Below are 25012 nucleotides of genomic sequence, written 5' to 3'. Positions count from 1 at the left end.
GGGCGGACATAGACCGCCCGGGCTCCGGCGGCAAGACCGGTCAGTCGATTGGAACCGGCAGCCCGGGCGTCGGCGGACGCTTGAGATAGCGCGCGCCCAGCATGAAGGTCGACCCGCCGATCACGCACAGGATCGCGGCGATCAGCACCGGCGTCGCCTCGAACGCCGGCAGCGGCGTTACGTCGCGCAGCGCCCGTTCCAGGCCGATCGTCAGGATCGGCTGGTACACCAGCATCATGAAGAAGGTCTCGGTGCCGGCGGTCCGGACGGCGTAGAGGTAGAAATAGGTGGCGGGCGCGTAGACCAGCACGCCGAGCCCGAGTGCGGCGGCCAGGGTGACCGGGTCGATGAACCCGGCGGCATCCGGCAGGGCTGCCAGCGCCGGGTGCAGGGCCACGGCGTCCGATGGAAGGGCCGCCTTGACCAGCGCTCCGATCATGACGGCGGCCAGGAACACCAGCGCGCTGACCAGCATGATCATGCCGGTGATCCGGCAGCGCTTGCGCACGGTGTCGGCGGCGTTCGAGGTCGGGTGGCGCTCGGAGATCACGGTCACCGCCACCCGCGACAGAGACGCCAAAGCGATCAGCAACACTGCGTAGCCCACATTGTCCGGCGGCATCTGCGCGGCGGCCAGCGCGCAGCCGGCCAGGATCGCCACGCTGCCGATCAGGTCGGTGTTGCGGATCCGTCGGCCGAACACCAGCCAGGCCAGGGTCAGGCCGAAGACCACATCCACACGCAGCAGCAGCACCAATTCGGTGGCGGTAGCGAAGAAGCAGGCACCGACCGCCAGGGTGATGCTGACGACGTCGAGCAGGCCGTAGGCCCAGGTGTGCGGATCCCTGAGGGTCGAGCGGCCGAGGTCGCCGGGCCCGGCGATCACCAGCATGGTCAGGCCGGCGGTCAGGGTGGCGACGCTGCCGAACACCATCGGCTCGATCGACCACACCGCTGCGGCGTATCGGACATAGACCGCATACAGCGCCCAGAACAGCACGGTGACACCGCACAGAACCAAGCCCTTCTTCATGTCCGGGTTGCCCGCCGCCGACCGTGATGCGTTCGGACTGTGCGCCCGCTGATCGGCGTTATCCAGTGGGAACGTGCGGTGTCGCATACGGGGTATCGGCGGCGTCGGCTCCGTGATAGCGGGAGTGAACAGAGACGCGGAGAAACGCGATGCCCAGCCAATATGCCTCGGTCGCGTCGCTGCTGCTCAGCATCGCGCTGCTGCAGAGTGCGAACGGCCTGTTCGGCTCGCTGCTCGGCGTGCGCCTCGGCGTCGATCCTTCGTTCTCCGCCAGCACTGCCGGCCTGATTCTATCAGGCTACTTCGTCGGACTGGTGCTGGGCTGCCTGACCTGCGGGCGGATCATCGAGCGGGTCGGCCACGTCCGGGCGTTCGCCGCCCTGGTCTCGATCGTTTCGGCGACGGCGGTCGCCCACTCCTTCGCGGTCGATGCGGTGTACTGGTTCACGCTGCGGGTCGCCTTCGGCTTCTGCATGGCCGGCGTCTACATGGTGGCGGAAAGCTGGATGAACGGGGCGGCCAGCAATGCGACGCGTGGGGCGCTGCTGTCGGTCTACATGGTGGTGCAGTACGGCGCGCTCGGAGGCGGACAGTTCCTGCTGAACGTCGCCGATCCGGCCAGCTTCATCCTGTATGGCTTCGCGTCGATCCTGTTCTCGTTGGCGCTGGTGCCGCTGACGTTGGCGCGCTCGGCCGGCTCCAGCGAGGTGGCGCGCTCGGCGTTGAGCTTCGTCGCCCTGTACCGGATCTCGCCGCTGGGCATCGTCGGCTGCTTCGGCAGCGGCGTGCTGTCCGGTGCGATCTTCGCCACGGCCTCGGTGTACGCCACCACCGTCGGCATGCCGGTGTCCGACATCGCGATCTTCGTGTCGTCCGGCATCCTCGGCGGGTTGGTGATGCAGTGGCCGCTGGGTCGGCTGTCCGATCTTCTGGATCGCCGCACCGTGCTCACTGCCTCGTTCTTTGCGACGGCGGTCCTGGGGGCGGCGCTGGCGTTCCTGCCCGACATCGGCTTCTGGCCGTTCGTGGTATTGGCCGGCGCCTATGGCGGGGTTGCGGTGACGCTGTACTCGATCGCGGTGGCGCACGCCAACGACCACATCGATTCCGCGGACCTGGTGGCGGCCAGCGCTGGCCTGCTGTTGGCCTACAGCCTGGGCGCGGTAACCGGGCCGATCGCGGCGACCAACGCGATGACGTTGGTCGGCACCTGGGGTTTCTACGGCTTCGGCATGGTCGTGGCGGCGCTGGTCGGGCTGTTCGCGCTGTGGCGGATGACCCGTCGCCCGGCCCCGTCGATGGACGACCAGGGACCGTTCGTTGCGGTGCCGCGCACCAGCCCGGTGGTCTCCGATCTCGACCCGCGCAGCGAGCCGTCGGAAGATGACGGGGCGCCGCCGGTGGCGCCCTGATCCAGATCTTCGCGGGAGCCGCCATGTCTGACGCCGTCGTCGTCCAGCCGGCATCCGAAGCCGATTTCGAGCGGTTGCTGGAATTGCGTATCCGGGTGTTGCGTCCGCATCTGGAGCGGGTCGGACGCTTCGATCCGGAGCGTGCCCGCCGGTACTTTCGCGACAGTTACGACCCGACCCATCTGCGGCTGGTCCTGGTCGACGGCCGGTTCGCCGGCTGCGTCGCGCTCAAACCGGCCGACGGCGGGCTGGTGCTGGAGCATTTCTACTTGGACGACGCTGTGCAGGGCCGCGGCGTAGGCGGTACGGTGCTGCGGATGCTGATCGCCGAGGCCGATGCGGCAGCCCTGCCGATCCGCCTCGGCGTGCTGAAGGGCAGCCCGGCTGCCCGATTTTACCGGCGTCATGGTTTCGTGTGGACCCATGACGAACCGTTCGACGACTACTTTGTGCGGGTCCCCGAGGCTTGATCAACTCAAGATCGGCCGCGATCGCCCTTTGACGTCCAGCACGGCGCCGTGGGACGTGACTGATGGATCTGCTGCTCGATTCCCGCCTTAAGTCCCAGGCGTTGCGCGAACGGCTCGTGCCAGCATACGTCAAGCGGGCGGCTTGTTACTTTGACAGTGTGGGCCAACTCTGGACAGCGTGACAGGATGCAGCCATGTCACCCGCGCGCTCGCGCGTCCAACTCATCCTTGTACGGAGACGGATCGTGAAACTGGTCGGACTTTCAGGCAGCCTCCGCGAGGCTTCATTCAACACCGCCCTGTTGCGGGCGGCCGCGCGCGTGGCGCCGGAGGGCGTCGAACTGGTGGTTGAGACCGTCAGGGGCATCCCGCTCTACGATGCCGATGTTGAAGAGTCCGAGGGGATTCCGCCGCGCGTGACCGAGTTGAAGGACCTGATCGCCGGGGCAGGCGGGCTGATCCTGGCGACGCCCGAGTACAACAACGCCATGCCCGGTGTGTTCAAGAACGCCCTCGACTGGCTGTCCCGGCCGCCGGCCGACAGCCGGCGCGTGTTCGGCGGCAAGCCGGTCGCGGTGATCGGGGCGACGCCCGGAGGCTTCGGCACGGTGTTGGCGCAGGGATCCTGGCTGCCGGTGCTGCGAACGCTCGGCACCGCACCCTGGTTCGGCGGCCGCCTGACGGTGGCGCAGGCCGGCAAGGTGTTCGACGGCGACGGCAATTTTGAGGTTGGTGGTACTGTGGAGGAGCAGTTGCGGACCTTCGTGGCGGGCTTTGCGAAGGCCGCTGCTCAGGCGGCCTCGGCCCCGTAATACGTCGTCACCACATGGGTCGCCTCGGCGAAGAACAGCCAGCGCTCGACGACCGCGCCGGCTGAACCGGACAGGGCGGCCAGGAACACCGGCACCACCGCGCCGCTTCCACCGACCACGGCGGCGATCAGCAACAGCAGCACCGGAACGGCGACGCCAGCGACCGCGGCGATGGCCCGCAGCTTCATGGCATGCTTGCGGGCAACCCGGTAGCCCATCTCGCGCATCACGTAGTTCTGCGAGGTGGTCGGCGCGTCAAGCAGGCGAACCCGGCCGAGCGACCCCAGGCCGGTCGCCGTGCCCGAGGTGGTGACAGGAGCCTCGGTGTCGATAGTGCGCCAGTACAGCGACTTGACCGCGGCGGTGGCGAGGCCGGCCAGCACGGCGAGCCACAGGAACACGCTCGCGGTGCCACCGAACGCGGCGGTCAGCAGCGCCATCCACAGCGCGCCGGTGTAAAGGCCGATCGCCAGGTAGCCGGGAATCGTCAGCGGCTGGCGCCATTGCCGGATGGTCGGCAGCGACGCGTAGATCATGCCGGTGCAGATCACGGTGGCGACCGCGCCGAGGCTGCCGAGCAGGCCGAACACGCCCCACACCCCGCGCGCCTCGCCGAACACCACCCAGCCGAGCGCGAACAGCCCGGCGGGCGCGTAGGTGACCAGTGCGGCCACGCCCTCGCGCGACAGCCAGGACGAGCGCCACTGCGACAACGCCCGCCATGCCCGTTCGGGTCGTCCCAGATGGAAGGTCGAGGCCAGCAGGCCGGTGGTGATCAGGCCGAAAGCCAGGGTGAAGCCGACCAGCCCGAATGCCAGGGTCGGCGGTACCAGGCCGGCGGCGCCGGCGATCCCCATCAGGAACAGCAGGCCGTAGCCGGCGCCGGAGGCGGTGGTGAAGAAGATGACGGAGGCGGCGGGATGCATGGATCTGATCTCCGTCAGCGCGACAGCACGGCGTCGACCCAGGCGAGCAGCTTGCCGCCGGTTGTCGCCGGGATCGCCGCGCCCGTGGGCACGGCGTCGGCCGCCTCGGCGACCAGCTGTTCAAGCCGGCTCGGCGCTCCGGTCGACCCGCAGGCCGTCTTGCCGGGGCGTGGCGGCAGGTATTTGTTGGTCGGCTTGAAGCCCATCTCCGGCATCAGGTCATAGCCGCCGCGCTCGGCCACCAGCCTGGAGACCGCACTGTCAGCATCGCCCAGATCGCCGAAATGCCGGGCGCTGGCCGGGCAGGTCGAGACGCAGGCCGGGACCCGGTCCACTTCCTCCAGGTTCTCGTTGTAGATCCGGTCGATACACAGCGTGCACTTCTTCATCACGCCGTCTTCGTGGTCATACTCCCGGGCGCCATACGCACAGGCCCACGAGCACAGCTTGCAGCCGATGCACAGGTCCTCGTTGACCAGGACGATGCCGTCCTCTTCGCGCTTGTAGCTGGCGCCGGTCGGGCAGACGGTGACGCAGGCCGGCGTTTCGCAGTGCAGGCAGGAGCGGGGAAAGTGCACGGTGCGGCCTTCGGCGCCGTCACCGACCTCATAGGTGTGGACCCGGTTGAACCACACGCCCCAGGCGCCGGCATCGTCTCCGTCGGTGCTCTCGGTGCCGGAGTAGGCGTTCCAGTCGGTCATCGGGGCCGAATGGCCGCCGGAGTTCCATTCCTTGCAGTTCACCGCGCAGGCATGGCAGCCGACGCAGATGTCGAGATCGATGACGAGGCCGAGCTTCTTGGCCCCGGCCGTGGCGGGAAGCATGGTCATTCGGCAGCCTCCCGGCCAGAGGGGGCGCCGAAACGCAGCATGGCCGTGGCTCGGGGCGGGTTCGGCGGCGTGGCTACCGGCTCGAACGTCGGTTCGGCGACGGTGCCGGGCGCATCGGCCGCGACCTTCTCGATGCGGATACGCAGATCGTACCAGGCGGCCTGTCCGGTGACCGGGTCGGAGTTCGAGTAGCGGTAGCCGCCGCCACGCTCCGGTAGCAACTCGGCGATCAGGTGGTTCAGCAGGAAGCCCTTGTTCGCCTCCGGTGCGTCGGCCGAAAGGTTCCAGGCACCGCGGCGCTTGCCGATGGCGTTCCAGGTCCACACCGTGTCGGGATTCACGCCCTCCATCAGCTTGGCCTGGGCCTTGATCCGGCCGTGGTGCGAGGTGACGGCCACCCAGTCATCGTCGGCGATGCCCAGGGATTCGGCGCGCTCCCGGCTCATGTACAGCTTGTTGAGACCGTGGATCTGCCGCAGCCAGGCGTTCATCGACCCCCAGGAGTGGTACATCGCCGCCGGGCGCTGGGTGATCGCGTGCATGGGGTAGCCTTCCTCGGCCACGGCATCGCCCTCGAACGGCGGGTACCAGAACGGCAACGGGTCGAAATAGCGCTCAACCCGCGCCCGGTGGCCCTCCGGCGGTACCACGGCGCCGTGGCCCTGGGCGGCGAGCCGGAACTTCTGGAGCGGCTCGGCGTAGAGCTGCAGGATGATCGGCTCGGCCTTGCCGATCAGGCCCAGCGACACCGCGGTCTCCAGATAGGTCTTGTTGGCGTGCTTGAAGTAGCGTTCCTCCGGCTTGAACTCGTGGCGCCAGAAACACTGGTTGTCGACGTAGCGCGCGAGTTGGTCGGGGTTCGGTTCGCCCTTGCCGCCCTTGCTGCCATCGGTGCCGCGCCAACCGGCAAGCGGGCCGATGCCGGGCGAGCGTTCGTGGTTGGCCAGATAGTCCGGGTAGCCGCCGGGGTACTTCGGCGTGCCGTCGGGGTGGGTCAGCCCCGGCAGGCCGATCCGCACGCCGAGGTCGATCAGCACGTCCTGGAACGGCCGTACGTCGCGGTCCGGGGGCACCACCGGTTGGCGGATCGAGTCGGCGGCGCCATCGGCGTCGCAGATCGGCCGATCGAGCAGGGAAATGCAGTCCCAGCGCTCCAGATAGGTAGTGTCCGGCAGCACCAGGTCGGCATAGGCGATGGTCTCGGACGCGTAGGCGTCGGCGTAGATGATCTTGGGGATCCGGTACTCGCCGGTGGCCGGATCCTTGTCGGTCAGCATCGCCATGGTACCGGCGGTGTTCATCGACGAGTTCCAGCCCATGTTGGCCATGTACATGAACAGCAGGTCGACCGGGTATGGATCGCCGGCCCAGGCGTTGCGGATCACCATATGCATCATACCGTGGGCGGCGATCGGCGCCTCCCAGGAATACGCCTTGTCGATGCGGCGCGGCGTGCCGTCGGCCTCTACCAGCAGATCCTCCGGCCCCATCGGGAACCCGAGCGGCGGGCCGGCCAGCGGTGTGTTCGGGCTGACCTGCCCGGTCTTGCCGGCCGGCTTGACCGGCGGTGGCACCGGGCGCGGGAACGGCGGCTTGTAGCGAAAGCCGCCGGGCGCATCGATCGAGCCGATCAGCACCTGCAGCAGGTGCAGGGCGCGGCAGGTGTGGAAGCCGTTGGAGTGGGCGGAGATGCCGCGCATGGCGTGCATGGCGACCGGTCGGCCGATCATGCGGTCGTGCTTGCGCCCGGCCCAGTCGGTCCAGGGCTGCTCGATCACCACCTCCTGCTCGAAGGCGGCGTGTGCGATCTCGGCGGCCAGCCTGCGGATGGTGTCGGCGGGGACACCGCAACGCTCGGCGACAGCGTCTGGCGCATACTCGTCGGCGACGTACCGGTCGTGCAGAAGCTGGAACGACGGCACCGCGGTGCGGCCATCGGGCAGGGCGTGTTCGCCGACCAGCGCCGGTGCCACGTCGGCCAGCAGGGCGCTGGCAAGCGCTCCCGAGTTTTTGTCAAAGCACAGCGGGTTGCCGGCCTCGTCACGGGCGAACAGCCCGTCCTCGGCGGCGCCCGGATCCTGGATCACCAGCCAGTGGGCGTTGGTATAGCGCACCAGATAGTCGAGATCGACGCGCCGGGCCTTCAGCAGTTCATGCACGATCGCCAGCACCAGCAGGCCGTCGGTGCCGGGCCGGATACCGACCCACTCATCGGCGATCGCCGAGTAGCCTGTGCGAACAGGATTCACCGAGACGAACTTGGCGCCCCGGCCCTTGATCTTGCCGAGGCCCATCTTGATCGGGTTGGAGTCGTGATCCTCGGCGACGCCGAACATCATGAAGTAGCGGGTGTGATCCCAGTCCGGCTCACCGAATTCCCAGAACGAACCGCCGATGGTGTAAAGGCCGGCCGCCGCCATGTTCACCGAACAGAAGCCGCCATGGGCGGCGTGGTTGGGAGTGCCGAACTGGCTGGCCCACCATCCGGTCAGCGACTGCGACTGGTCGCGTCCGGTGAAGAACGCCAGCTTGCGGGGATCGCGACCGCGGATCTCGCCGAGCCATCCGGCGGCGGTGGCCAGCGCTTCCTCCCACTCGATTTCCTCGAACTCCCCGGAACCGCGCGGACCGACCCGGCGCAGCGGCTTGGTCAGGCGGGCCGGCGAATAGTGGGTCATGATCCCGGCGGAACCCTTGGCGCACAGCACGCCCTTGTTCACGGGATGGTTCCGGTTGCCCTCAATGTAGCGGATCCGGCCGTCCTTGAGGTGGACTTTGATCCCGCATCGGCAGGCGCACATGTAGCAGGTCGTGTACTTGACCGCGTCGGAGACCGGCGGCGACGGGTCGACGACCTCGCGCACGGTCTCGAAGGGATTGGGGATCATTCGGACGGACTCCAGTCTGGCAAGACTGGAAGGTGCAAGCTGGTCAACAGCGGGTCAAGAGATGCTTGCGAATTCCGACATTGGGCATCGCGGATCCATGGAGTGCGTGGTCATCGCGATTTCAGGTTATCTTGTCGCTGTTTAACCACAAGATTGCGGGCTGCGGCACCATCGGCCGCCCTCGGCGCAACAAGGAGCAAACGATGAAACTGGTCATGGCGATCATCAAGCCGTTCCGACTGGACGACGTGCGGGCCGCGTTATCCGAGGCCGGGGTGGAGGGGCTGACGGTCTCCGAGATCAAAGGGTACGGGAGGCAGCGCGGCCACACCGAGATCTACCGTGGAGCCGAGTACAATATCGAGTTCGTCCCCAAGGTCCGGCTTGAGGTCGTGGTCGACGACGACATGGCGGACAAGGTGGTCGAGACCATCGCCGATGCGGCCCAGACCGGCCGCATCGGCGACGGCAAGATCTTCGTGCTCGATGTGCTTGAAGCCGTGCGGATCCGGACCGGAGAGACCGGCAGCGCCGCAATCTGACATCAGGATCTTGGCGCTCCATCGACAGCGGCGTAGGCTTACTCGCGCAGAAGGAGCCTGACCTGAAACAGCCTCCGGCTCGCCGGGTGCAACGCTCGGCAGCATCAGCAAGCGGTATCGGGTGCAACGCCCGACGCCGCCGAAAGGGAGAAATGCAATGTCCGCGTCTTTGTCAGAGCGTTCCGCCGAGATTGTCCGGGAGCCGATGAACGGTCCGGCCGCGTGGAGCGGTGCGGAACTAGCCGGTGATGGCGGCTGGAAACAGTTGTTGAGCACGGCTGAGGTTTCCGAGATCGACTCGGCGTTCCGCGGCGTCAAGGCGCGCGGCCTGGACTTCAAGTCGGTGACCAAAGCGGATTTCCCGTTGCCGATCCTCGCCCCCAAGCTGTCGGCGCTGCTCGAACAGCTTGAGAGCGGCCGCGGCGTGGCGTTGCTGACCGGCCTGCCGGTCGAGAACTACGAGGATGAGGAGTTGCGGCTGTTGTGGGCCGGGATCGGCGCCCATCTCGGTCCCCTGCTGCCTCAGTCGGTGGACGGCAAGCTGATGCGCGATGTCCGCGACGAAGCCAGCGGCAAATTTCAGGCCCATGCACCGTCGGTGACCGAGAATTCGCTGACGTCGACTCAGAAGGCACAGTCGAACGGGCCGCTGCGTTTCCATACCGACCGGGCTGATGTCCTTGGTCTTCTCTGTGTGCGCCAGGCCGGCGCCGGAGGGGAGAGCAAGGTCGCGAGCTCGCTGGCCGTGCGAAACGAGATCCTGGCTCGCCGACCCGACCTGCACGATCTGCTGTGCCAGCCGTACTGGCGCACCCGGGAAACCCAGGATGTCGGCGGTGGCACCAAGGTGTTTGCTATGCCGGTGTTCAACTTCCGCGACGGCCATTTCAGCAGCCAGTATTCCCGCACCTTCGTGGAAGAAGCTCAGCGCATCGACGGGGTGCCGAAGATGACGCCGGAAATGAATGCGGCGCTGGATCTCCTGGCCGAGGTCGCCGAGGAGAAGTGCCATGTCTTCCGGCTTCAGCCGGGCGAGATGGTGTTCTACAATAACCACCTCGTCTATCACGGCCGCACACCGTTCACCGACAATGCGGCAAGCCGCGCCGACCGGCTGTTGTACCGGCTGTGGTTCGCGCCAAAGAACACCCGTCCGTTGCCGGAATCCTATCGCGAGACGTGGGGCTCGATCGATCCCGGTGCCTATCGAGGTGGAATGATGGTCGCCGGAGCGTCCGCGGCGGCCTGATCGCTGTGCATGGCCGGGAGGTGTGTGCAATTGACGTCGGTTATGCGTCTTGTGAGACAATGATCGAGTGACTGGTGCGGGCGGTCGGGTTAGCCGGTAGAACTTGTGTGGAGTTGCATTGATGTCCGCCGCCAAAGAGCAAGCGGTGCCGGGGACGATGGTGCCGGATCGCCATCGGATCTTTGAGGCCGGCCTGGACCCCGTGACTGTTGCCGATCTGAAGGAAGTCGTTTCCAAGACGCTCGGCCTCCGCGGACCGCTTGATGAAGGACAGCGCGATCAACGGTGGTGGGTCAATCTGGCGGATCTGCTGAAGTCGCATGGCGAGCGCCCGGTGGGCCATGTGCTTCACCTACTGGCAGCGTCTCCGATGATGGCCTGGTGCAGGGCGCAGATGGGGGACGATCTGGTCGCGGTGCTGACCTATTGCATCTTTCGGCGATTTGACCCGAGCCGAAACCCGGTCCCCGCACAATGGCATTTTGACGCCAACATCTTCGGCCTCCACACACCAATCGTGAATCTGTGGATCCCGCTGGTCGATGTGGGCGTCGATGCCCCGGGCATAACACTGGTCGATGCCGCCCGGCGACCTGCATCCCTTTGGTCGCGTATGATTGAAACTGCGGACTCCAACGGCCGGTTCGATCATGTGAGCCGTCGAGGCACGCTGTTTCCTGACGCTGATGTATCTGCTGCGATGGCTGCGGACCCGGATGTCCGGTTCATCACGCCACAGATCAAAACTGGCGGGGTGATTGCCTTCGACCACCAGTATCTTCATGGCACACAGGTGTTTCAGCCGGGCATGGGTGCCCGCGACTCGTTCGAGTTCCGTGTGATGCCGGCTGATATTGCTAAACGGACCGGCCTGAGCCGGCAGTTCCAGGTAGCGGTCGTACCAAAGGCAGTTGGTTAGTTCCGATCAGGGCCAAGGTCGCGCGCCTGCGCCTACGTCAGGGCGTCGATCTCTTCATCGCTGAGCGAGCCCGGGACGATGGTGATCGGAATCCGCAAGCGGGCGGCCGCCTTGCTGGCCAAAAAGCTGATCAACGGCCCCGGGTCATCCGATTTGGCGGCCGCTCCCAGCACCAGGATCGAGATCGACTTTTCCTCATCGATCAGGCTCAGCAGTTCTTCTCGGGTCGTCCCTTCGCGCAGGTAGATGATCGGAATGGCGCCGGTCATCTCGACGACCTGCTCGCTCATGCGCTCCATAAGGGCCTCCGCCTCCTGGCGGGCCTCTTCGCGCATGATTTCGCCGACGCCCATCCAGTGCTGAAACTCCACGGGCTCGATCGACCGGAACAGCGCCACCCGCCCTCCGGTATGCCGCGCGCGCTGTCCAGCGAACCTCAGGGCAACGCGCATTTCTTCGCTGTCGTCGATAACGACCAGGAAGACGCGCGGGTGCTCCTCAGATGCGCTGCTGTTGGCAGAACCACTCATTCCCAATTCCGAAACGCCCCAGGGCCACTCAGACTTTACGGAAGATCACGGCTGCAAGCCAGCCTGCCAGAACCGCGATCACGATCGCGAAGACGCCGTAGGCGGCTGCATTGGTGTGGGCGAAGCGGAAGGCATAGGCTCCAAGCCCGATCTTCGACACCCGCAGCGGCGTCGTCTGGGCATGCACCGGGCTGCCGTCCTGGATGTAGTAGACGGAAACGGTGTAGATCCCGGTGACCACGTTGGCCGGAAACGACACCCAGGTGTCGAACAGTCGGTCGGACACCAACGTGATGCGCCCGCTGGTGGCTGAATACAGCCCATGGCGCACCTGGTTGCGGACCAAGCCTTCGCGAAAGGCCTTGATGTCGTCGGTCGAGACGTCGTCGTCGATGTCGGCCGGCCTGAGATTGAGGTGATTGAGCCCCATCTCCTGGCGGTTGCGGATATCGGGGTCGACCTGGTCGAGCGATTCGGTGGTTGCCACGGCGTAGAAAGACGGCACGTTGTCGAAGGTCATTGAATCGGTGTTGATCCAGATGCCGGCGACCCGCTCCTTGCGGCGGACCTTCACGGACTGCCGCGGGCCGGTAACGACAACGACGATCTGTCCCTCGCCCTCGATTGCGCCGAACAGCAACAGCTTCGCCCCGGTAAATCCGGTGGTGATGGCGATCTCATGATCCGATAGATTGGCGACGAGATCCTGCTTGCCGTAGACCGCAGGGATGGCCGCAAAGGCGCTTAGCACCAAGCCGGCCGTAATCATGAAACGCCGCGCCCGCCCGGTCATCCACGCCCCGTCAGGAAGTCGACCGAGTACAGATCGGCCGGCGTGACCACCAGGTCGACCGCGATCTTGGCGCAGACGCCGAGCACCATGAGGGCCAGCAGGCTGCGCAGGTGTTCGCCTTTCAGTTTTGCCCCGAGCCGGGTCCCGAACTGCGCGCCGATGACCGCTCCGACCAGCAGGGTGACAGCCAGGACGACGTCAACCGTCTGGGTGTTGATCGCCTGCAGAAACGTGACATTGGCGGTCACGAAGATGATCTGGAACAGCGAGGTTCCAACCACGACGCCGGTCGGCATGCCGAGCAGATAGATCATCGCCGGTACCATGACGAACCCGCCGCCCACGCCCATCAGGGCGGTCAGGAGGCCGACGAAGAATCCGATGCCGAGCGGCAGCAGGGCGCTGATGTACAGCTTGGAGCGCCGGAACCGCATCTTCAGCGGCAAGCCATGCAGCCAGGTATGCTGGTGCAGTTTGGAGCGCCGAACCGTCGGTCTGCGCGATCGCACGATCGCCCGCAGGCTCTCGTTCAGCATCAGCAGGCCGATGGTGCCGAGAAAGACGACGTAGCTCAGGTTGATCACCAGGTCGATCTGACCGAACGTGCGCAGCAGCGTGAACAAAGCCACGCCGGCGGACGATCCGAAGACGCCACCGACGAGCAGCACCAGCCCCATCTTGAAATCGACGTTGCCGCGCCGCCAGTGCGCAATCACGCCCGACACCGAGGACGCGACGATCTGATTGGCGCTGGTTGCGACCGAGACGGCCGGCGGCACTCCCATGAAGATCAGCAGCGGCGTCATGAGAAAGCCGCCGCCCACCCCGAACAATCCCGAGAGCACTCCGATCATCCCACCCATCCCCAGGATGAGGAAGATGTTCACCGAGATCTCGGCGATGGGAAGGTAGACGTGCATTGGGCGCCCGGCGGCGGAAATAGGGGCACGCCCCGAACAAGATCAAGAGCGCACCATTAGTGGTACACCCATCCAAGGCGCTGTAAAAGGTGTTTGTTTGGTAAAGGCTTAGCTGTTGTCGCCAGGCTCAACCGGCAGGCCGGACTGGACCCACGCAATGATCCCGCCTTCCAGCCGGTACAGATCGCGCCGATCGCCGTTCAGGCGCAGTTGCTCGGCGGCCAGGCCGCACCGCCGTGCGCTGCGGCAATGCAGCACGATGCGATGACCGTCGGGCGCGGAAATGGCCGAAGGATCGAAGCGCGACAGCGGAATCAGCGTAGATCCTGCAATTCGCGCAACCGCGAATTCATCCTCTTCGCGGACGTCGAACAGCGCGACCTTGCCGTCGTTCAGCCAGTCTGCCAGCGTCGCTGCGTCGATGAACTGGGTTGTCGGGTCGGTCATCGCTCGGTCCGGTTTCGCGTCACCCGGTTACGGCTGTGCCAGCCTCCGAGACGACAATGGTTTCTGCACGTGGCTCGTAGAGCCGGCATAGTACATCAAGCAGGATCCGGGCTTCATGGGAAGCCAGCGAATAGTAGATCGTCTGGGCCGATCTGCGTGTGGCCACGATCCCATGCTGGCGCATTTTCGCCAAGTGCTGAGACAACGCAGACTGGCTGAGGCCGCTGATCGCCTCGAGTTCACTGACCGACCGTTCGCCGAAGTACGCCAGTTCGGACAACACGACCAGCCGGCGGTGGTTCGCCATGATCTTCAGCAACGCCGCAGCGTTTGCGGCTTGGTCTGAGAACGCGTTGGCGCTGGCATTGCGTGTCGTCGTCATCGGAGCTGCTATTCGATCATCAGGTAGTGATTCCTAAGTCAACACACACGCAAGGTGCAACCGTCCTGACAACACTATAGGAAAACGCGAACGTGAACAGCCAGTCAGTTCACAAGGCGCGACCGGCCTCCAACGACTGTATCGACGACTCGGATGCCGGCGGGTGCAAAGATCCAGCGGTCTACGAGGGTCGCCGGTGCTTCGGCGGTGCTCTCGAACTCGTCGGAGAGCACAACGAAATCGGCGCGGAATCCGGCGGCGATTGCTCCGATCTCACGGCCCAGCGCTGCCGCGCCGCCACGGCAGACCCGTTGCAGCAATCCGGTTCCAACCGACGAGCCTGGTTCGTCGGCCAGCACGGTGCGCCGGCCGGTGATCAGCCTCTGTCCGTTCTCCAGCCAGCGCAGTTCTTCGGCCGGGTCGACGCAGACATGGCTGTCCGAACCGATGCCGATCGACCCGCCCTCCGCCAGGTAGGATTCAGCGGGAAACAGGCCATCGCCGAGGTTGGCTTCCGTCGTCAGGCACAATCCGGCGACGGCGCCGCAGGTGGCGATTGCCCGCCGTTCCTCATCGGAGAGGTGAGTGGCGTGCACCAGGCACCAGCGCGAATCGACGGCTGTGGTGTCGAACAGAAGCTCTACCGGCCGCTTTCCGCACCAATCCAGACAATCCGCGACCTCGCGCGGCTGTTCAGCGATGTGCAGGTGGATGGGCGCGTTCGGATCGAGGTCGTTCAGCGCGGCGAGGACCTCGGTCAGGCGGTCCGGGCGAACCGCACGCAGGGAATGCGGGGCGATGCCGAGGCGGCGGTCGGGCCGCGAACCGAAATCCGGGGCCAGTGCCTGAAGCAGCCGGCCGAAGCCATCCGGATTGTGCAGGAAGCGGCTTTGGCGCGGACCGGCGGGAGCGCCGCCGAAACCGCCATCCTCGTAATAGACCGGGAGCAGGGTAATACCGATTCCGGCGGTCTCGGCAGCCCGCAGGAGACGGCGCGAGGTCTCGGCCGGGTCGGCATAGGGACGTCCATCGACGTCGTGGTGGACGTAGTGGAACTCCCCGACGGAGGTGTAGCCGCGCGCCAGCATGGCGCGGTAAAGCCGTGTCGCGATGGCCTCGATGCCGTCTGGATCAAGGTCGCTCAGGAATCCGTACATCAGCTCCCGCCAGGTCCAGAAGCTGTCGGCCCGGCTGGGACCGGCGCGCTCGGCCTTGCCGGCGAGCGCGAACTGGAACGCATGGCTGTGAACGTTCGGAACGCCTGGGATCACGACCCCGTTGAGCCGGGTGGCATCGCCGGGATCGGTGTCGGGGACGACCCGGACCAAATTGCCCGCCGCGTCGCCTTCCATCAGGACATCGCGGCACCAACCCGACGGCAGCAGCGCCCAAGGCGCGAACCAACGCGATGATCGAGGGTTTTGCATGATCGTTGCCATCCGATTACGGTTGGTTCGCCGCGGCGGCCTCGCCGTTGATCCAGCGGCTTGCCGAACGGGTGGGGTGCGGCATGTGGGATTCTCTCTGGGTTGATATCGGGCTCGCCACGCTTGCGGGACCCGACCCGTACGGCAGGATCGAGGACGGCGCCATTGCGGTCAAGGACGGCCGGATCGCCTGGGTGGGCGCCCGCGAGGACCTTCCTGGTCCCGCCGACAGCGTGGCCGCGATCGTCCACGAACTGGAGGGTGGCTGGATCACCCCGGCCTTGATCGACTGCCACACCCACATCGTTCATGGCGGTCAACGTGCTGGCGAGTTCGAGAAGCGGTTGATGGGTGTCAGCTACGCGGATATAGCGCGCGCCGGCGGCGGTATACTGTCCACCGTCGCGGCGACCCGTGCCGCAACCGAAGCCCAATTGCTCGAAAGTGCCATGCGCCGGATGCGTCCGCTTCTGGCCGAAGGGGTTACGGTCGTCGAGATCAAGTCCGGCTACGGCCTTGATCTGGACGCCGAGCTGAAGATGCTGCGGGTCGCACGCGCGTTGCAGGACCGTCTGCCGATCGAAGTGACTACGACGTTCCTGGGCGCCCATGCCTTACCGCCTGAGTGGGCGCGGGATGCCGACGGGTACATCGACTTCGTGTGCGACGAGGTGCTGCCGGCGGCGGTCGAGCAGGGGCTCGTCGATCAGGTCGATGCGTTCTGCGAGACCATAGCGTTCTCCCCGGCGCAGGTTGGACGCCTGTTCGACGCAGCGGCGCTGTTCCAGTTGCCGGTGAAGATTCACGCCGAGCAGCTGAGCGACCTGGGCGGCGCCGTCATGGCGTCGGAGTTCGGCGCGCTGTCCGCCGATCATCTGGAGTATCTCGGCGCCGATGGAATTGAGGCGATGGCCGAGTCGGGGACCGTCGCGGTGCTCCTGCCGGGCGCGTTCTACATGCTGAACGAGACGCGGAAACCGCCGGTTGCGCGCTTGCGCAATGCGGGCGTGCCGATTGCGGTCGCCACCGACAGCAACCCGGGCTCGTCTCCCGTGACGTCGCTTCTGACCACCATGAACATGGCCTGCGTGCTGTTTGGGCTGACCCCGGCGGAGGCGCTGGCAGGGGTGACACGGAACGCTGCCAAAGCCCTGGGGCGACTGGCCGATCGTGGCACGCTGGAGGTCGGGAAGGTCGCCGATTTTGTGCACTGGTCGATCGACGAGCCTGCCGAACTGGCCTATCGCATCGGCTTCAACCCATGCCAGACGGTGATTCGCAACGGTGTGCCCACGTTGCTTGGGTAGGCGGATGGCCGAGCGTCGATTCCTCGACAGCGTCGCGCTGCAGCGGTTCGTGCGAATATCGCTTTTCTGATATTTTCCGAATGCTTTATGTGCGTTGTTGGCAGTAGTCTCGTTCCGACGCCGGGCTGTCCGGCGATCGTGAAAAGGCGGTTCCGGAGCACGCCCGTTCCATGTTCGACGACCCGAACGCGGTCCCGACGAAAATCGGGTTCCTGCTGATCCGGAACTTCTCGATGATGGCCTTCACATCGGCGGTGGAGCCGTTGCGGTCAGCCAATCGGATGTCCGGCCGCACGCTGTACGAATGGCGGATTATCAGTCCGGACGGCAAACCCGTGTCTGCCAGCAACGGCATCGAGGTCGTGCCGCACCACGCCATGGCGGAAGTCGACCGCGAGAAGATTCTGGTGGTGGTGACCGGCATCGACGTCCAGCGGTACGAAGACGAACGAATTCTCGGATTCATGCGCCGTATCGCCCGCCAGGGGGCGATCATGGGCGCGCTGTGCACCGGCAGCCATCTGCTGGCCCGTGCCGGTCTGCTCGACGGCCGTCGCTGCACCATCCATTGGGAAAACCTGGGCGGTTTCACCGAGGATTTTCCCGAGATCGAGGTGTCGTCGGATCTCTACGAGATCGACCGGGACCGCTTCACCTGTTCCGGTGGAACGGCAGCGCTCGACATGATGCTGCATCTGATCGGCCGGCAGCATGGGCAGACCTTGGCCAACCAGGTGTCAGAGCAGTTCATTCACGACCGTATCCGCGAGCCCCATGATCACCAGCGCATGGAGCTGCGCGCCCGTCTCGGCGTCAGCCATCCCAAGCTGATCTCGGTGATCAGCGAGATGGAACTGAACCTTGAAGAACCGCTGAGCCAGACCGATCTGGCGGAACGGGCCGGGTTGTCGACGCGCCAGCTTGAGCGGCTGTTCCGCAAGTATCTCGGCGCGACTCCGACCCGCTACTACCTGACCCTGCGGCTGCAGCGGGCGCGCCAGCTCCTGGTCCAGACGTCGATGTCGATCCTGTCGGTGGCGTTGGCCTGCGGATTCGTGTCGGCCAGCCATTTCTCGAAATGCTACCGGGAGTGTTTCGGGCGCACGCCGCGGGCCGAACGCGCCACCGGCGGGGTCACCGGGACCGCAGCGAGTTCGGTACCCCCGATACTCGATCTGCCGCCGGCGGCAATCGGGCAGATCTGACCGATTCTTTCAGAGGCGAAGCGGGTCAGCCGCCGAACGGGAACCGGCGTTCCATTACGAACGGCGACCCCGGTTGATCCTGCCGGAACAGGGCGACCGCATCGATCGCACTCGGCGTGGCAGTCACTGCGGCGACCCGTGGTTCCAGGGCAGCGACGATCGAATCCCGCTCCGGACCATCGTGCAGGCGCGACGACAATGTCATGTGGAAGCGGAATTCCCCCATCACATAGGGATATCCCCAGCGTTGCAGCAGCGCCTCCTGCTGGGACGACAAATCAGCCTCGCGGCGTCGTGCCAACTCGGCGTCGCTCGGCAATGCCCGATATCCGTCGAGTTGCTGGACGACGTCGGCAGCCAGCGCCATTACGCGGTGATCCGGAGGCGTCATCATCAGGGCCAAGAAGCCTCCGAGCGAGCGCAGTCCGAGTTGGACGATGATCGGCGCGCGCGCGGCCGCAAACGCCGCTGCGGCATCGCCCAGCGCTTCGAGCGGCCGGTCGTGCTTCAGGTGAAATGGAGCCTTGAGGGTCGCGTGAAAACCGTAGTTTCGGGCACTTGCGGTGATGGCGGACAGCCGTTCCGGTGACAGGCCCGGTACGCCCGCCTGCACGCGCTCCGTGCCGGTCGCGCAATCACGTCCCAGCCAGTCGGCGCCGAACTCCGCCAGCGGCGACCCGGGTTCCGGAGCGAAGTAGATGGCGTAACGCGGCCATGCCGGCTCCGGCTGGGCATCGTTGGCAGGAAAATCGGGAAACTGCACCACTGTGACACTCCCGTGAAATGCTGTCGGACGGTCTGGCCTTCCGATCGAACCAAAGGTAATCAGGACTGGCGTCGACCCCGGCCGGGGTTATGCCACGCCCCCCGGAACAGGAGAAGGCCGGTGACCATCCGCACGATAGCAAGCCGGCGTGTGCTGCTGGCCGACGGTTCAGTCGAGGACACCACGGTCACGATCGAGGGCGGGCGGATTGCCGCCGTCGGGAACGCCTGCCGGGGCGAGGAGTGGGATGTTGGCGATGCCTGGGTGCTGCCGGGGGTCATCGACCTGCACGGCGACGCGTTCGAGCGCCAGATGATGCCGCGGCCGGGCGTGCACTTCCCGATGGACCTGGCGCTGCTCGACACCGACGCGCAGCTGGTCTCGAACGGAATCACCACCGCCTATCACGGCGTTACCTACTCGTGGGAGCCCGGGCTGCGCGGGAGGGAGTCGACCGTGGGGCTGAAGGCGGCGCTGGAGGCCGTGAAGCCGCAACTGGCGTGCGACACCCGGTTCCACCTCCGTCACGAGACCTACAATCTCGACGCCGAGGCCGAGATCATGGGGTGGCTCGACGAAGGTTCCGTCGATCTCCTGGCGTTCAACGATCACTCGGACATCATCCTCGACCGCATCCTGGTCAAGGGGAAGTCGACGGCCACCTACACGGCGCGCACCGGGTTGAGCCACGATGCTTTCGTCGATCTGCTGCACCGCGTTGCCGAACGGAAGGCTGAGGTGCCGGCGTCGATCGACCGGCTGGCGGCGGCGGCAGTAGCCAAAGGAGTGGCCTTGGCGAGCCATGATGACCACACGCCGGACATGCGCCGGCGGTATCATTCGGTCGGCTGCCGGATCGCGGAGTTCCCGATGAACACGCCGACCGCCGAGACGGCGGTCGCGCTGGGCGATCCTGTGATCTGCGGCGCGCCGAATGTGGTCCGCGGTGGCAGCCATCTCGGCGCCGACGGCATTCTGGCGGCTCGGGAAGTGCGCGAGGGCCGCTGCACGATCCTGGTGTCGGACTACTACTACCCGTCGCTGGTGCAGGCGCCGTTCGTGCTGGCAAGGTCGGGTGACGCGCGTTTCGCGGATGCCTGGGCGCTGGTGTCGGCCAATCCGGCCGCTGCTGCCGGCCTCGACGATCGCGGCCTGATCACCGAGGGACGACGGGCGGATCTGGCGATCGTGCAGGAGGGCGGCACCGGCCCCGTCCGGGTGGTCGGGACGCTGGTCAACGGGCGGGCCGTTCATCGCACCGAGATCGCCCGGACGATCTGACGGCCGGACCCGACGGTGACTCAGTCGCCGTCGACGGTCACGGCGGCTGCCATGAGCGGCATTCCCGCGGCTAAATCTGAACTGGATTCGGTTGGACGTGCCGTGCGTTCCAGGGTCGAACGGAACTCGGCTTCCGGCATCGGCCGGCCCAGAAGGAATCCCTGGACCGCGTCGCATCCCCGGACCCGCAGGAAGGCAAGCTGGGACTCGGTCTCCACGCCTTCGGCCACGACCTCCATTCCGAGGGTATGGGCGAGGCCAAGGATGGCGAGGGCGATGGCTGTGTCGTCGTCGCTGACCGGAACGTCCTGCATGAACGACCGATCGATCTTGACCGACTGCACCGGCAACCGCTTCAACAGCCCGAGCGATGAATGGCCCGTTCCGAAGTCGTCGATCGAGAAGCGAACGCCCAGTGACCGCAGGCGGCGCATCACGCCGACCGTGTTGTCCGGGTTGTGCATGACCATGCTCTCGGTCAGTTCCAACTCAAGCAGGCTCGGCTGAACGCCGGCGTCGTGCAGGGAGTCTCGGACAAACTCGAAGAACCCGACCCGATCGAACTGCTTGAACGACAGGTTGACGGCGACCGTCAACGGCGTGCCGGGCGAACTGGCATCGGAGTTCCAGCGTTTGACCGCCTTCAGCGACTCCTGCAGCACCCAGTCGCCGATCGGCACGATCAGCCCGGTTTCCTCGGCAATCTGCATGAAGGCGGCTGGCGGCATCAGGCCCCGCTCGGGATGGTCCCAGCGCAGCAACGCTTCGGCGCCGATCAGGGTCGGCGTGCCGTTCGCCAGGGTGAACTTGGGCTGGTAGTGAAGCTCGAACTCGCCGCGTTCGAGCGCCTGGCGGAGTTCGGCCTCCAGGCGCAGACGTTCCGACGCATCGCTCGTCGTGATCACGGTCGGAAGTTCAACGCTGTCGCCGCCGCGACGCTTGATGGCCGACATGGCGGCCGTGGCGCTGCGGGTCAACTCCGCGGCGGTCCGGCCATGCCTTGGCGCCAGGGCGATGCCCACGCTGGCCGAGAGCTGGAAGCGTTTGCCATCGATGTCGTAGGGCTGAGACACGGTCGCGCGCAGACGTTCGGCGACGACAAGGGCCGGTGCGGCGCCTCCGGTGCTCTGAAGCAGTACCAGAAACTCGTCGCCGCCGATGCGTGCCGACGTGTCGGAGTGGCGCAGCGCACCGCGGATGCGTTTGGCCGCCTCGGCCAGCACCGCATCGCCGGTGGTGTGGCCGAACCCGTCGTTGACGAAGCGGAAGTTGTCGAAGTTGAGGACCACCAGAGCCGGCGCGCCGTCGTCGTCGCGCATCCCCTCCAGGGCGGTTTCCAGCCGGTGGTGCAATGTCTCGCGCGCCGAAACATCGACCGTCTGGGCAGTGTCGCTGGCCGACGGCTTGTTCGCCGTCCGGCCGCTCCTCGCAACCCCTGCCCATAACGGACGCGCGCACAGCGCACCGACTGCCGTGCCGGTCAGCAGCCAGGGCAAGGCATGCAGGATCGTGTCCAGAACGCCTTGAATAGTCGGTTCAACCATATGCGCGCGCCTCTTTCTCGCGTATCGGCACCCTAGTGACCCTGCGTTTCATCACCGTAAAGAGAGATGGTTAACAGACGTTTACGATCACAACGGTGCGCTACTCTGCAGCTTCACGGCCAGACGGGTCGGTGTCGTCGAAGATTTCCTTGTCGTGTTCGAACAGGCTTGCCAGATGGACCGCGGCTTCGCGGGCCGAAAGGATCATGGCGGTCTCGTCGCCGCGCAAACGGTACTGCTCGCGAACCAGTGCCTCGTCATAGTCCTTGAAGGTGCTGGTGATCTCATCGGCCTCCCGGCCAGGCATCCCGAGCCCGACGAACACGGCCTTGGTGAGATCGATGCTGGAGCCGAACATCTCGCGAAACACCGCATCGACCCCGACCTCCATCAGCCGGTAGGCGTGAAAGCGGTCGGTTGCACGGGCGAACACGCGAATTGCAGGAAAATGCATTCGGACCATGCGGGCGATCTCGACCGCTCGATCCGGATCGTCGACCGCAATCACGAAGATCTCCGCAGAACCGGTGCCGGCGGCTTCCAGGACCTGAAGCCTGTTGGCGTCGCCGAAATACGCCAGGTTGCCGAACCGCCGTGCCACCTCGATCCGAGAGTTGTCGGAATCGAGCGCTACGAACTTGATGCGCCGCATGTTGAGCAGGCGGCCGACGATCTGTCCGAACCGTCCGAATCCGGCAATCACCACCCGAGGCTCGTCCTCGTCGACCTCCGGGGGCGGAGCGTCCGCGGAGTCGTCACGTTCAAACGCTTGGCGCAACCGGTCCGCCAGCAGCACGGACAGCGGCGTCAGCGCCATTGAAATGGCGACTGCCAGGATCAGGAAATCGGCGGTCGGCCGGTTGACGGCGCCGACGCTGGTCGCCTGGCCGAACAGCACGAAGGCGAACTCGCCGCCCTGCGGCAAGACGGCCGCCAGCGCCAGCGCGGCTTGCCAGCGCATTCCGGAACCAAGGCCGAGAGCCATCAGAACCGCGGTCTTGATGGCCATCAACCCGAGGGCCGCGCCAAGCACGGCGAACGGCGATTCGACCAGCAGCCCGAGATCCATCGACATGCCGACGGCGATGAAGAACAGCCCCAGCAGCAGGCCCTTGAACGGTTCGATGTCGCCCTCGAGCTGGTGTCGGTACTGCGTGTCCGCCAGCAGCACGCCTGCCAGAAAGGCTCCGAGCGCCATAGACAGACCGATCTCTTCCATCAACAGCGCCATGCCGAGCACGACCAGCAGGGCCGCGGCGGTAAACAGCTCCGGTACGCCGGCGGCTGCCACCAGACGCAGCATCGGCCGGACGACATAGCGCCCGCCGACCACCGCCACGACGACGACGAACACCGAGAAGGCGATCGACAGCCAGTCGGTCTCCGTGATCTGGGATGCGCCATCGGCGACCTTGGCGATCGACGCGGTGGCGATCCATGGCAGCACCGCCAGCAGGGGGATGACTGCAAGATCCTGGAACAGCAGGATCGAGAAGGCGGCCCGGCCGTGCTGGGTGCGGAGTTCCTTGCGCTCGGACAAGGTCTGCAGCGCGAAAGCGGTCGACGACAGCGCCAGAACCAGGCCGATCACCACGGCGGTCTGCGGCCGCATGCCGACCAGATAGGCTCCCGCCGCGATGGCGGCAGCGCTCAAGAGCATCTGGCTGGATCCCAGCCCGAGGATGGGCCTGCGAAGAGCCCAGAGCCGCGACAGATGCAACTCGAGCCCAATGATGAACAGCAGCAGGACGACGCCGAACTCGCCGAAATGCAGGATTGCGTCGACATCCGACACCAGTCCGAGGAGCGACGGCCCGATCGCCACGCCGGCCGCGAGATAGCCGAGCAGTGAACCGAAGCCGAGACGCTTCAGTATGGGAACCGCGATCACCGCGGAACCGAGAAACAGGACGGTGTCTTGTACGAGCGCCATGGCAATCCGATTCTAGCACACCGATGTGCGTTCATCCGGAATCTGTGTTGTCCCTCTTACGTATTTGTCCACGCTGTTGTTATCGCGTTACAGGCGGTCTCCGAGCCCTTCAGGAATCTGACTTCCGGAAGGGATGCTTGCCCCGGTTTCCCACCGCCGCGTATCGTCCCGGAAATCAATCGACAGAGCCTTCAGGGAGAGCACGCCATGTCCGCCACGATCTTCGGCCCCCGGATCATGCTGATCGGCGGAGGCTCGATCGGCCGCGCGCCGGAAATGCTCGGCAAGCTCGGCGTCACCCGCCCGCTGATCGTGTCCGACCCGTTCATGGTTTCGTCAGGGCTGGTCGCGGCATTGACCGGGCCGCTCGACGAGGCCGGCGTCAGCTACGGCGTGTTCTCCGATACCGTGCCCGATCCGACCACGACGGTGGTCGAAGCCGGCGTGAAGGTGTTCAAGGACGGGGGCTATGACGGGTTGATCGGGTTCGGCGGCGGTTCGCCGATGGATACTGCCAAGGCGATGAACATCCTCGCGGCCCACGGTGGGAGGATGCGGGACTACAAGGTGCCGAACGGCGTCGATACTGCCGCCGCCCCGCTGGTCTGCATCCCGACAACCGCCGGGACCGGCTCGGAAGTGACCCGAGGTACCGTGATCACCGATGTCGAGACCGACGAGAAGATGCTGGTGATGTGCCTGGGCGGTCAGGCCCAGGGCGCGATCGTCGACTTCGAACTGACCATGAAAAAGCCATTCCGGCTGACCGCCGACACCGGCATCGACAGCTTCACGCACGCCCTTGAGGCGTTCGTCAGCCGGAAACGCAACCCGTACTCGGATTCCATGGCGGTGGCGGCAATGCAGCGCATCGGCGCATACCTGCGCACCGCCTGCTTCGAGCCGACCAACCGGGAGGCGCGCGAGCAGATGATGCTGGGCGCCACCCAGGCCGGCCTGGCGTTCTCCAACGCCTCGGTCGCGCTGGTGCACGGCATGAGCCGGCCGATCGGTGCGCATTTCCACGTACCGCACGGGCTGTCGAACGCCATGCTGCTGCCGACCGTCACCCGGTGGTCGCTGGACGCCGCCCTTGACCGATACGCCGAGGCCGGGCGCCTGATCGGTGCTGCTGAACGCGGCGACGGCGACGAGGCGGCAGCCAACAAGCTGCTGGACTGGCTGTTCCAGATCAATCAGGACCTGGAGGTGCCGAGCCCGCCGGCCTACGGGATCGACGAGGCGAAGTGGTTCGGGCTGATGGAAACCATGGCCGCCCAGTGCGTCGCCTCGGGCTCGCACGCCAACAACCCGAAGGTTCCCAATGAGGCGGACATCGTCGAGTTGTACAAGCAGGTCTGGGGCGCCAACCGCTAGTCCCGGACAGGTCCGGAGA

General features: G+C 65.9%; 23 protein-coding genes. 10 read left to right on the top strand and 13 right to left on the bottom strand.

From position 1 onward, the window contains the following. Positions 1-40: 40 nt before the first annotated feature. The gene (locus RIC54_RS11875; protein WP_350097270.1) at positions 41-1120 is read right to left on the bottom strand and encodes an EamA family transporter; all 1080 of its coding nucleotides are present in this window, start codon (positions 1118-1120) and stop codon (positions 41-43) included. A gap of 62 nt (positions 1121-1182) precedes the next feature. Here RIC54_RS11875 and RIC54_RS11870 point away from each other — a divergent pair, with 62 nt between their 5' ends. The 3 genes from RIC54_RS11870 (at position 1183) to RIC54_RS11860 (ending at position 3727) form a co-directional block, all read left to right on the top strand. Continuing rightward, positions 1183-2445: an MFS transporter gene (locus RIC54_RS11870; RefSeq protein ID WP_350097268.1), complete on the top strand. Its 1263-nt coding sequence runs from the start codon at positions 1183-1185 to the stop codon at positions 2443-2445. Positions 2446-2468: 23 nt separating this feature from the next. Beyond that, positions 2469-2915 carry a GNAT family N-acetyltransferase gene (locus RIC54_RS11865; RefSeq protein WP_350097267.1) on the top strand — a complete coding sequence of 149 codons (447 nt, stop codon included), beginning with the start codon at positions 2469-2471 and terminating at the stop codon, positions 2913-2915. Between the two features lie 245 nt (positions 2916-3160). Beyond that, positions 3161-3727 carry an NADPH-dependent FMN reductase gene (locus RIC54_RS11860; RefSeq protein ID WP_350151044.1) on the top strand — a complete coding sequence of 189 codons (567 nt, stop codon included), beginning with the start codon at positions 3161-3163 and terminating at the stop codon, positions 3725-3727. Here the strand turns inward: RIC54_RS11860 and RIC54_RS11855 are convergent. Genes RIC54_RS11855 through RIC54_RS11845 form a run of 3 tightly spaced genes read right to left on the bottom strand, consistent with a single transcriptional unit; the run spans position 3706 to position 8371 of the window. Beyond that, positions 3706-4653, bottom strand: a complete 948-nt coding sequence (locus tag RIC54_RS11855; RefSeq protein ID WP_350097263.1) for a dimethyl sulfoxide reductase anchor subunit family protein — start codon at positions 4651-4653, stop codon at positions 3706-3708. The genes RIC54_RS11860 and RIC54_RS11855 overlap by 22 nt on opposite strands. 14 nt (positions 4654-4667) lie before the next feature. Next, on the bottom strand, positions 4668-5483 hold the full coding sequence (locus tag RIC54_RS11850) for a 4Fe-4S dicluster domain-containing protein (protein ID WP_350097261.1): 816 nt from the start codon (positions 5481-5483) through the stop codon (positions 4668-4670). Then, a complete protein-coding gene (locus tag RIC54_RS11845; RefSeq protein ID WP_350097259.1) occupies positions 5480-8371 on the bottom strand; it encodes a molybdopterin oxidoreductase family protein in 2892 nt (963 codons plus the stop codon). The genes RIC54_RS11850 and RIC54_RS11845 overlap by 4 nt, the downstream gene beginning before the upstream one ends. 203 nt (positions 8372-8574) lie before the next feature. On the opposite strand from RIC54_RS11845, the gene RIC54_RS11840 reads away from it, so the two are divergent. The 3 genes from RIC54_RS11840 to RIC54_RS11830 all read left to right on the top strand — a co-directional run bounded on the left by RIC54_RS11840 (position 8575) and on the right by RIC54_RS11830 (position 11081). Then, positions 8575-8913, top strand: a complete 339-nt coding sequence (locus RIC54_RS11840; protein ID WP_350097257.1) for a P-II family nitrogen regulator — start codon at positions 8575-8577, stop codon at positions 8911-8913. A gap of 157 nt (positions 8914-9070) precedes the next feature. Continuing rightward, positions 9071-10162, top strand: a complete 1092-nt coding sequence (locus tag RIC54_RS11835) for a TauD/TfdA family dioxygenase (RefSeq protein WP_350097255.1) — start codon at positions 9071-9073, stop codon at positions 10160-10162. A gap of 121 nt (positions 10163-10283) precedes the next feature. Beyond that, positions 10284-11081, top strand: a complete 798-nt coding sequence (locus RIC54_RS11830) for a hypothetical protein (RefSeq protein WP_350097253.1) — start codon at positions 10284-10286, stop codon at positions 11079-11081. Positions 11082-11113: 32 nt separating this feature from the next. Here RIC54_RS11830 and RIC54_RS11825 read toward each other — a convergent pair whose 3' ends face one another. The 6 genes from RIC54_RS11825 to RIC54_RS11800 all read right to left on the bottom strand — a co-directional run bounded on the left by RIC54_RS11825 (position 11114) and on the right by RIC54_RS11800 (position 15580). Beyond that, positions 11114-11611 carry a universal stress protein gene (locus RIC54_RS11825; protein ID WP_350097251.1) on the bottom strand — a complete coding sequence of 166 codons (498 nt, stop codon included), beginning with the start codon at positions 11609-11611 and terminating at the stop codon, positions 11114-11116. 28 nt (positions 11612-11639) lie between these two features. Next, entirely contained in the window at positions 11640-12404 is a 765-nt protein-coding gene (locus tag RIC54_RS11820; RefSeq protein WP_350097249.1) for a TIGR02186 family protein, read from the bottom strand. Then, positions 12401-13324 carry a sulfite exporter TauE/SafE family protein gene (locus tag RIC54_RS11815; RefSeq protein WP_350151041.1) on the bottom strand — a complete coding sequence of 308 codons (924 nt, stop codon included), beginning with the start codon at positions 13322-13324 and terminating at the stop codon, positions 12401-12403. Before RIC54_RS11815 ends, RIC54_RS11820 begins: the two co-directional genes overlap by 4 nt. Positions 13325-13432: 108 nt before the next feature. Continuing rightward, a complete protein-coding gene (locus tag RIC54_RS11810) occupies positions 13433-13771 on the bottom strand; it encodes a rhodanese-like domain-containing protein (RefSeq protein ID WP_350097245.1) in 339 nt (112 codons plus the stop codon). A gap of 19 nt (positions 13772-13790) precedes the next feature. After that, positions 13791-14153, bottom strand: coding sequence for an ArsR/SmtB family transcription factor (locus RIC54_RS11805; RefSeq protein ID WP_350097243.1), 363 nt, complete (start codon positions 14151-14153; stop codon positions 13791-13793). A gap of 104 nt (positions 14154-14257) precedes the next feature. Continuing rightward, positions 14258-15580, bottom strand: a complete 1323-nt coding sequence (locus RIC54_RS11800) for a formimidoylglutamate deiminase (protein WP_350097241.1) — start codon at positions 15578-15580, stop codon at positions 14258-14260. Positions 15581-15663: 83 nt separating this feature from the next. Between RIC54_RS11800 and hutI the strand changes: the two genes are divergently transcribed. Beyond that, positions 15664-16887: an imidazolonepropionase gene (gene hutI, locus RIC54_RS11795; protein WP_350097239.1), complete on the top strand. Its 1224-nt coding sequence runs from the start codon at positions 15664-15666 to the stop codon at positions 16885-16887. 170 nt (positions 16888-17057) lie between these two features. Next, positions 17058-18092, top strand: coding sequence for a GlxA family transcriptional regulator (locus RIC54_RS11790; protein WP_350097237.1), 1035 nt, complete (start codon positions 17058-17060; stop codon positions 18090-18092). Positions 18093-18117: 25 nt separating this feature from the next. Here the strand turns inward: RIC54_RS11790 and RIC54_RS11785 are convergent, their stop codons facing one another. Further along, a complete protein-coding gene (locus tag RIC54_RS11785; RefSeq protein WP_350097235.1) occupies positions 18118-18858 on the bottom strand; it encodes a DUF1045 domain-containing protein in 741 nt (246 codons plus the stop codon). 120 nt (positions 18859-18978) lie between these two features. Between RIC54_RS11785 and RIC54_RS11780 the strand changes: the two genes are divergently transcribed. Beyond that, entirely contained in the window at positions 18979-20139 is a 1161-nt protein-coding gene (locus tag RIC54_RS11780; RefSeq protein WP_350097233.1) for an alpha-D-ribose 1-methylphosphonate 5-triphosphate diphosphatase, read from the top strand. A gap of 20 nt (positions 20140-20159) precedes the next feature. On the opposite strand, the gene RIC54_RS11775 is transcribed toward RIC54_RS11780, so the two are convergent. Together RIC54_RS11775 and RIC54_RS11770 are read right to left on the bottom strand one after the other, a co-directional pair. Further along, complete coding sequence (locus RIC54_RS11775; RefSeq protein ID WP_350097231.1) at positions 20160-21683, bottom strand: putative bifunctional diguanylate cyclase/phosphodiesterase; 1524 nt, start codon at positions 21681-21683, stop codon at positions 20160-20162. A gap of 100 nt (positions 21684-21783) precedes the next feature. After that, a complete protein-coding gene (locus RIC54_RS11770; RefSeq protein ID WP_350097229.1) occupies positions 21784-23616 on the bottom strand; it encodes a monovalent cation:proton antiporter-2 (CPA2) family protein in 1833 nt (610 codons plus the stop codon). A gap of 207 nt (positions 23617-23823) precedes the next feature. Between RIC54_RS11770 and RIC54_RS11765 the strand changes: the two genes are divergently transcribed. After that, positions 23824-24993: an iron-containing alcohol dehydrogenase gene (locus tag RIC54_RS11765; protein WP_350097227.1), complete on the top strand. Its 1170-nt coding sequence runs from the start codon at positions 23824-23826 to the stop codon at positions 24991-24993. Positions 24994-25012: the final 19 nt, after the last annotated feature.

Source organism: Thalassobaculum sp. (genome assembly GCF_040219215.1).
Taxonomy (GTDB): domain Bacteria; phylum Pseudomonadota; class Alphaproteobacteria; order Thalassobaculales; family Thalassobaculaceae; genus Thalassobaculum_A.
The sequence above is the reverse complement of the archived record's forward strand: the minus strand, read 5'-3'. Positions and strand labels throughout refer to the sequence as shown.

What these genes read in the sequence shown, in the direction of transcription:
- RIC54_RS11840 (WP_350097257.1), top strand. Translation starts at nt 8,575, where the DNA reads ATGAAACTGGTCATGGCGATCATCAAGCCGTTCCGACTGGACGACGTG.
- RIC54_RS11770 (WP_350097229.1), bottom strand. Translation starts at nt 23,616, where the DNA reads ATGGCGCTCGTACAAGACACCGTCCTGTTTCTCGGTTCCGCGGTGATC.
- RIC54_RS11815 (WP_350151041.1), bottom strand. Translation starts at nt 13,324, where the DNA reads ATGCACGTCTACCTTCCCATCGCCGAGATCTCGGTGAACATCTTCCTC.
- RIC54_RS11805 (WP_350097243.1), bottom strand. Translation starts at nt 14,153, where the DNA reads ATGACGACGACACGCAATGCCAGCGCCAACGCGTTCTCAGACCAAGCC.
- RIC54_RS11875 (WP_350097270.1), bottom strand. Translation starts at nt 1,120, where the DNA reads ATGCGACACCGCACGTTCCCACTGGATAACGCCGATCAGCGGGCGCAC.
- RIC54_RS11820 (WP_350097249.1), bottom strand. Translation starts at nt 12,404, where the DNA reads ATGACCGGGCGGGCGCGGCGTTTCATGATTACGGCCGGCTTGGTGCTA.
- RIC54_RS11865 (WP_350097267.1), top strand. Translation starts at nt 2,469, where the DNA reads ATGTCTGACGCCGTCGTCGTCCAGCCGGCATCCGAAGCCGATTTCGAG.
- RIC54_RS11850 (WP_350097261.1), bottom strand. Translation starts at nt 5,483, where the DNA reads ATGACCATGCTTCCCGCCACGGCCGGGGCCAAGAAGCTCGGCCTCGTC.
- RIC54_RS11775 (WP_350097231.1), bottom strand. Translation starts at nt 21,683, where the DNA reads ATGGTTGAACCGACTATTCAAGGCGTTCTGGACACGATCCTGCATGCC.
- RIC54_RS11765 (WP_350097227.1), top strand. Translation starts at nt 23,824, where the DNA reads ATGTCCGCCACGATCTTCGGCCCCCGGATCATGCTGATCGGCGGAGGC.
- RIC54_RS11845 (WP_350097259.1), bottom strand. Translation starts at nt 8,371, where the DNA reads ATGATCCCCAATCCCTTCGAGACCGTGCGCGAGGTCGTCGACCCGTCG.
- RIC54_RS11810 (WP_350097245.1), bottom strand. Translation starts at nt 13,771, where the DNA reads ATGACCGACCCGACAACCCAGTTCATCGACGCAGCGACGCTGGCAGAC.
- RIC54_RS11830 (WP_350097253.1), top strand. Translation starts at nt 10,284, where the DNA reads ATGTCCGCCGCCAAAGAGCAAGCGGTGCCGGGGACGATGGTGCCGGAT.
- RIC54_RS11855 (WP_350097263.1), bottom strand. Translation starts at nt 4,653, where the DNA reads ATGCATCCCGCCGCCTCCGTCATCTTCTTCACCACCGCCTCCGGCGCC.
- RIC54_RS11790 (WP_350097237.1), top strand. Translation starts at nt 17,058, where the DNA reads ATGTTCGACGACCCGAACGCGGTCCCGACGAAAATCGGGTTCCTGCTG.
- RIC54_RS11825 (WP_350097251.1), bottom strand. Translation starts at nt 11,611, where the DNA reads ATGAGTGGTTCTGCCAACAGCAGCGCATCTGAGGAGCACCCGCGCGTC.
- RIC54_RS11870 (WP_350097268.1), top strand. Translation starts at nt 1,183, where the DNA reads ATGCCCAGCCAATATGCCTCGGTCGCGTCGCTGCTGCTCAGCATCGCG.
- RIC54_RS11800 (WP_350097241.1), bottom strand. Translation starts at nt 15,580, where the DNA reads ATGCAAAACCCTCGATCATCGCGTTGGTTCGCGCCTTGGGCGCTGCTG.
- hutI (WP_350097239.1), top strand. Translation starts at nt 15,664, where the DNA reads ATGTGGGATTCTCTCTGGGTTGATATCGGGCTCGCCACGCTTGCGGGA.
- RIC54_RS11835 (WP_350097255.1), top strand. Translation starts at nt 9,071, where the DNA reads ATGTCCGCGTCTTTGTCAGAGCGTTCCGCCGAGATTGTCCGGGAGCCG.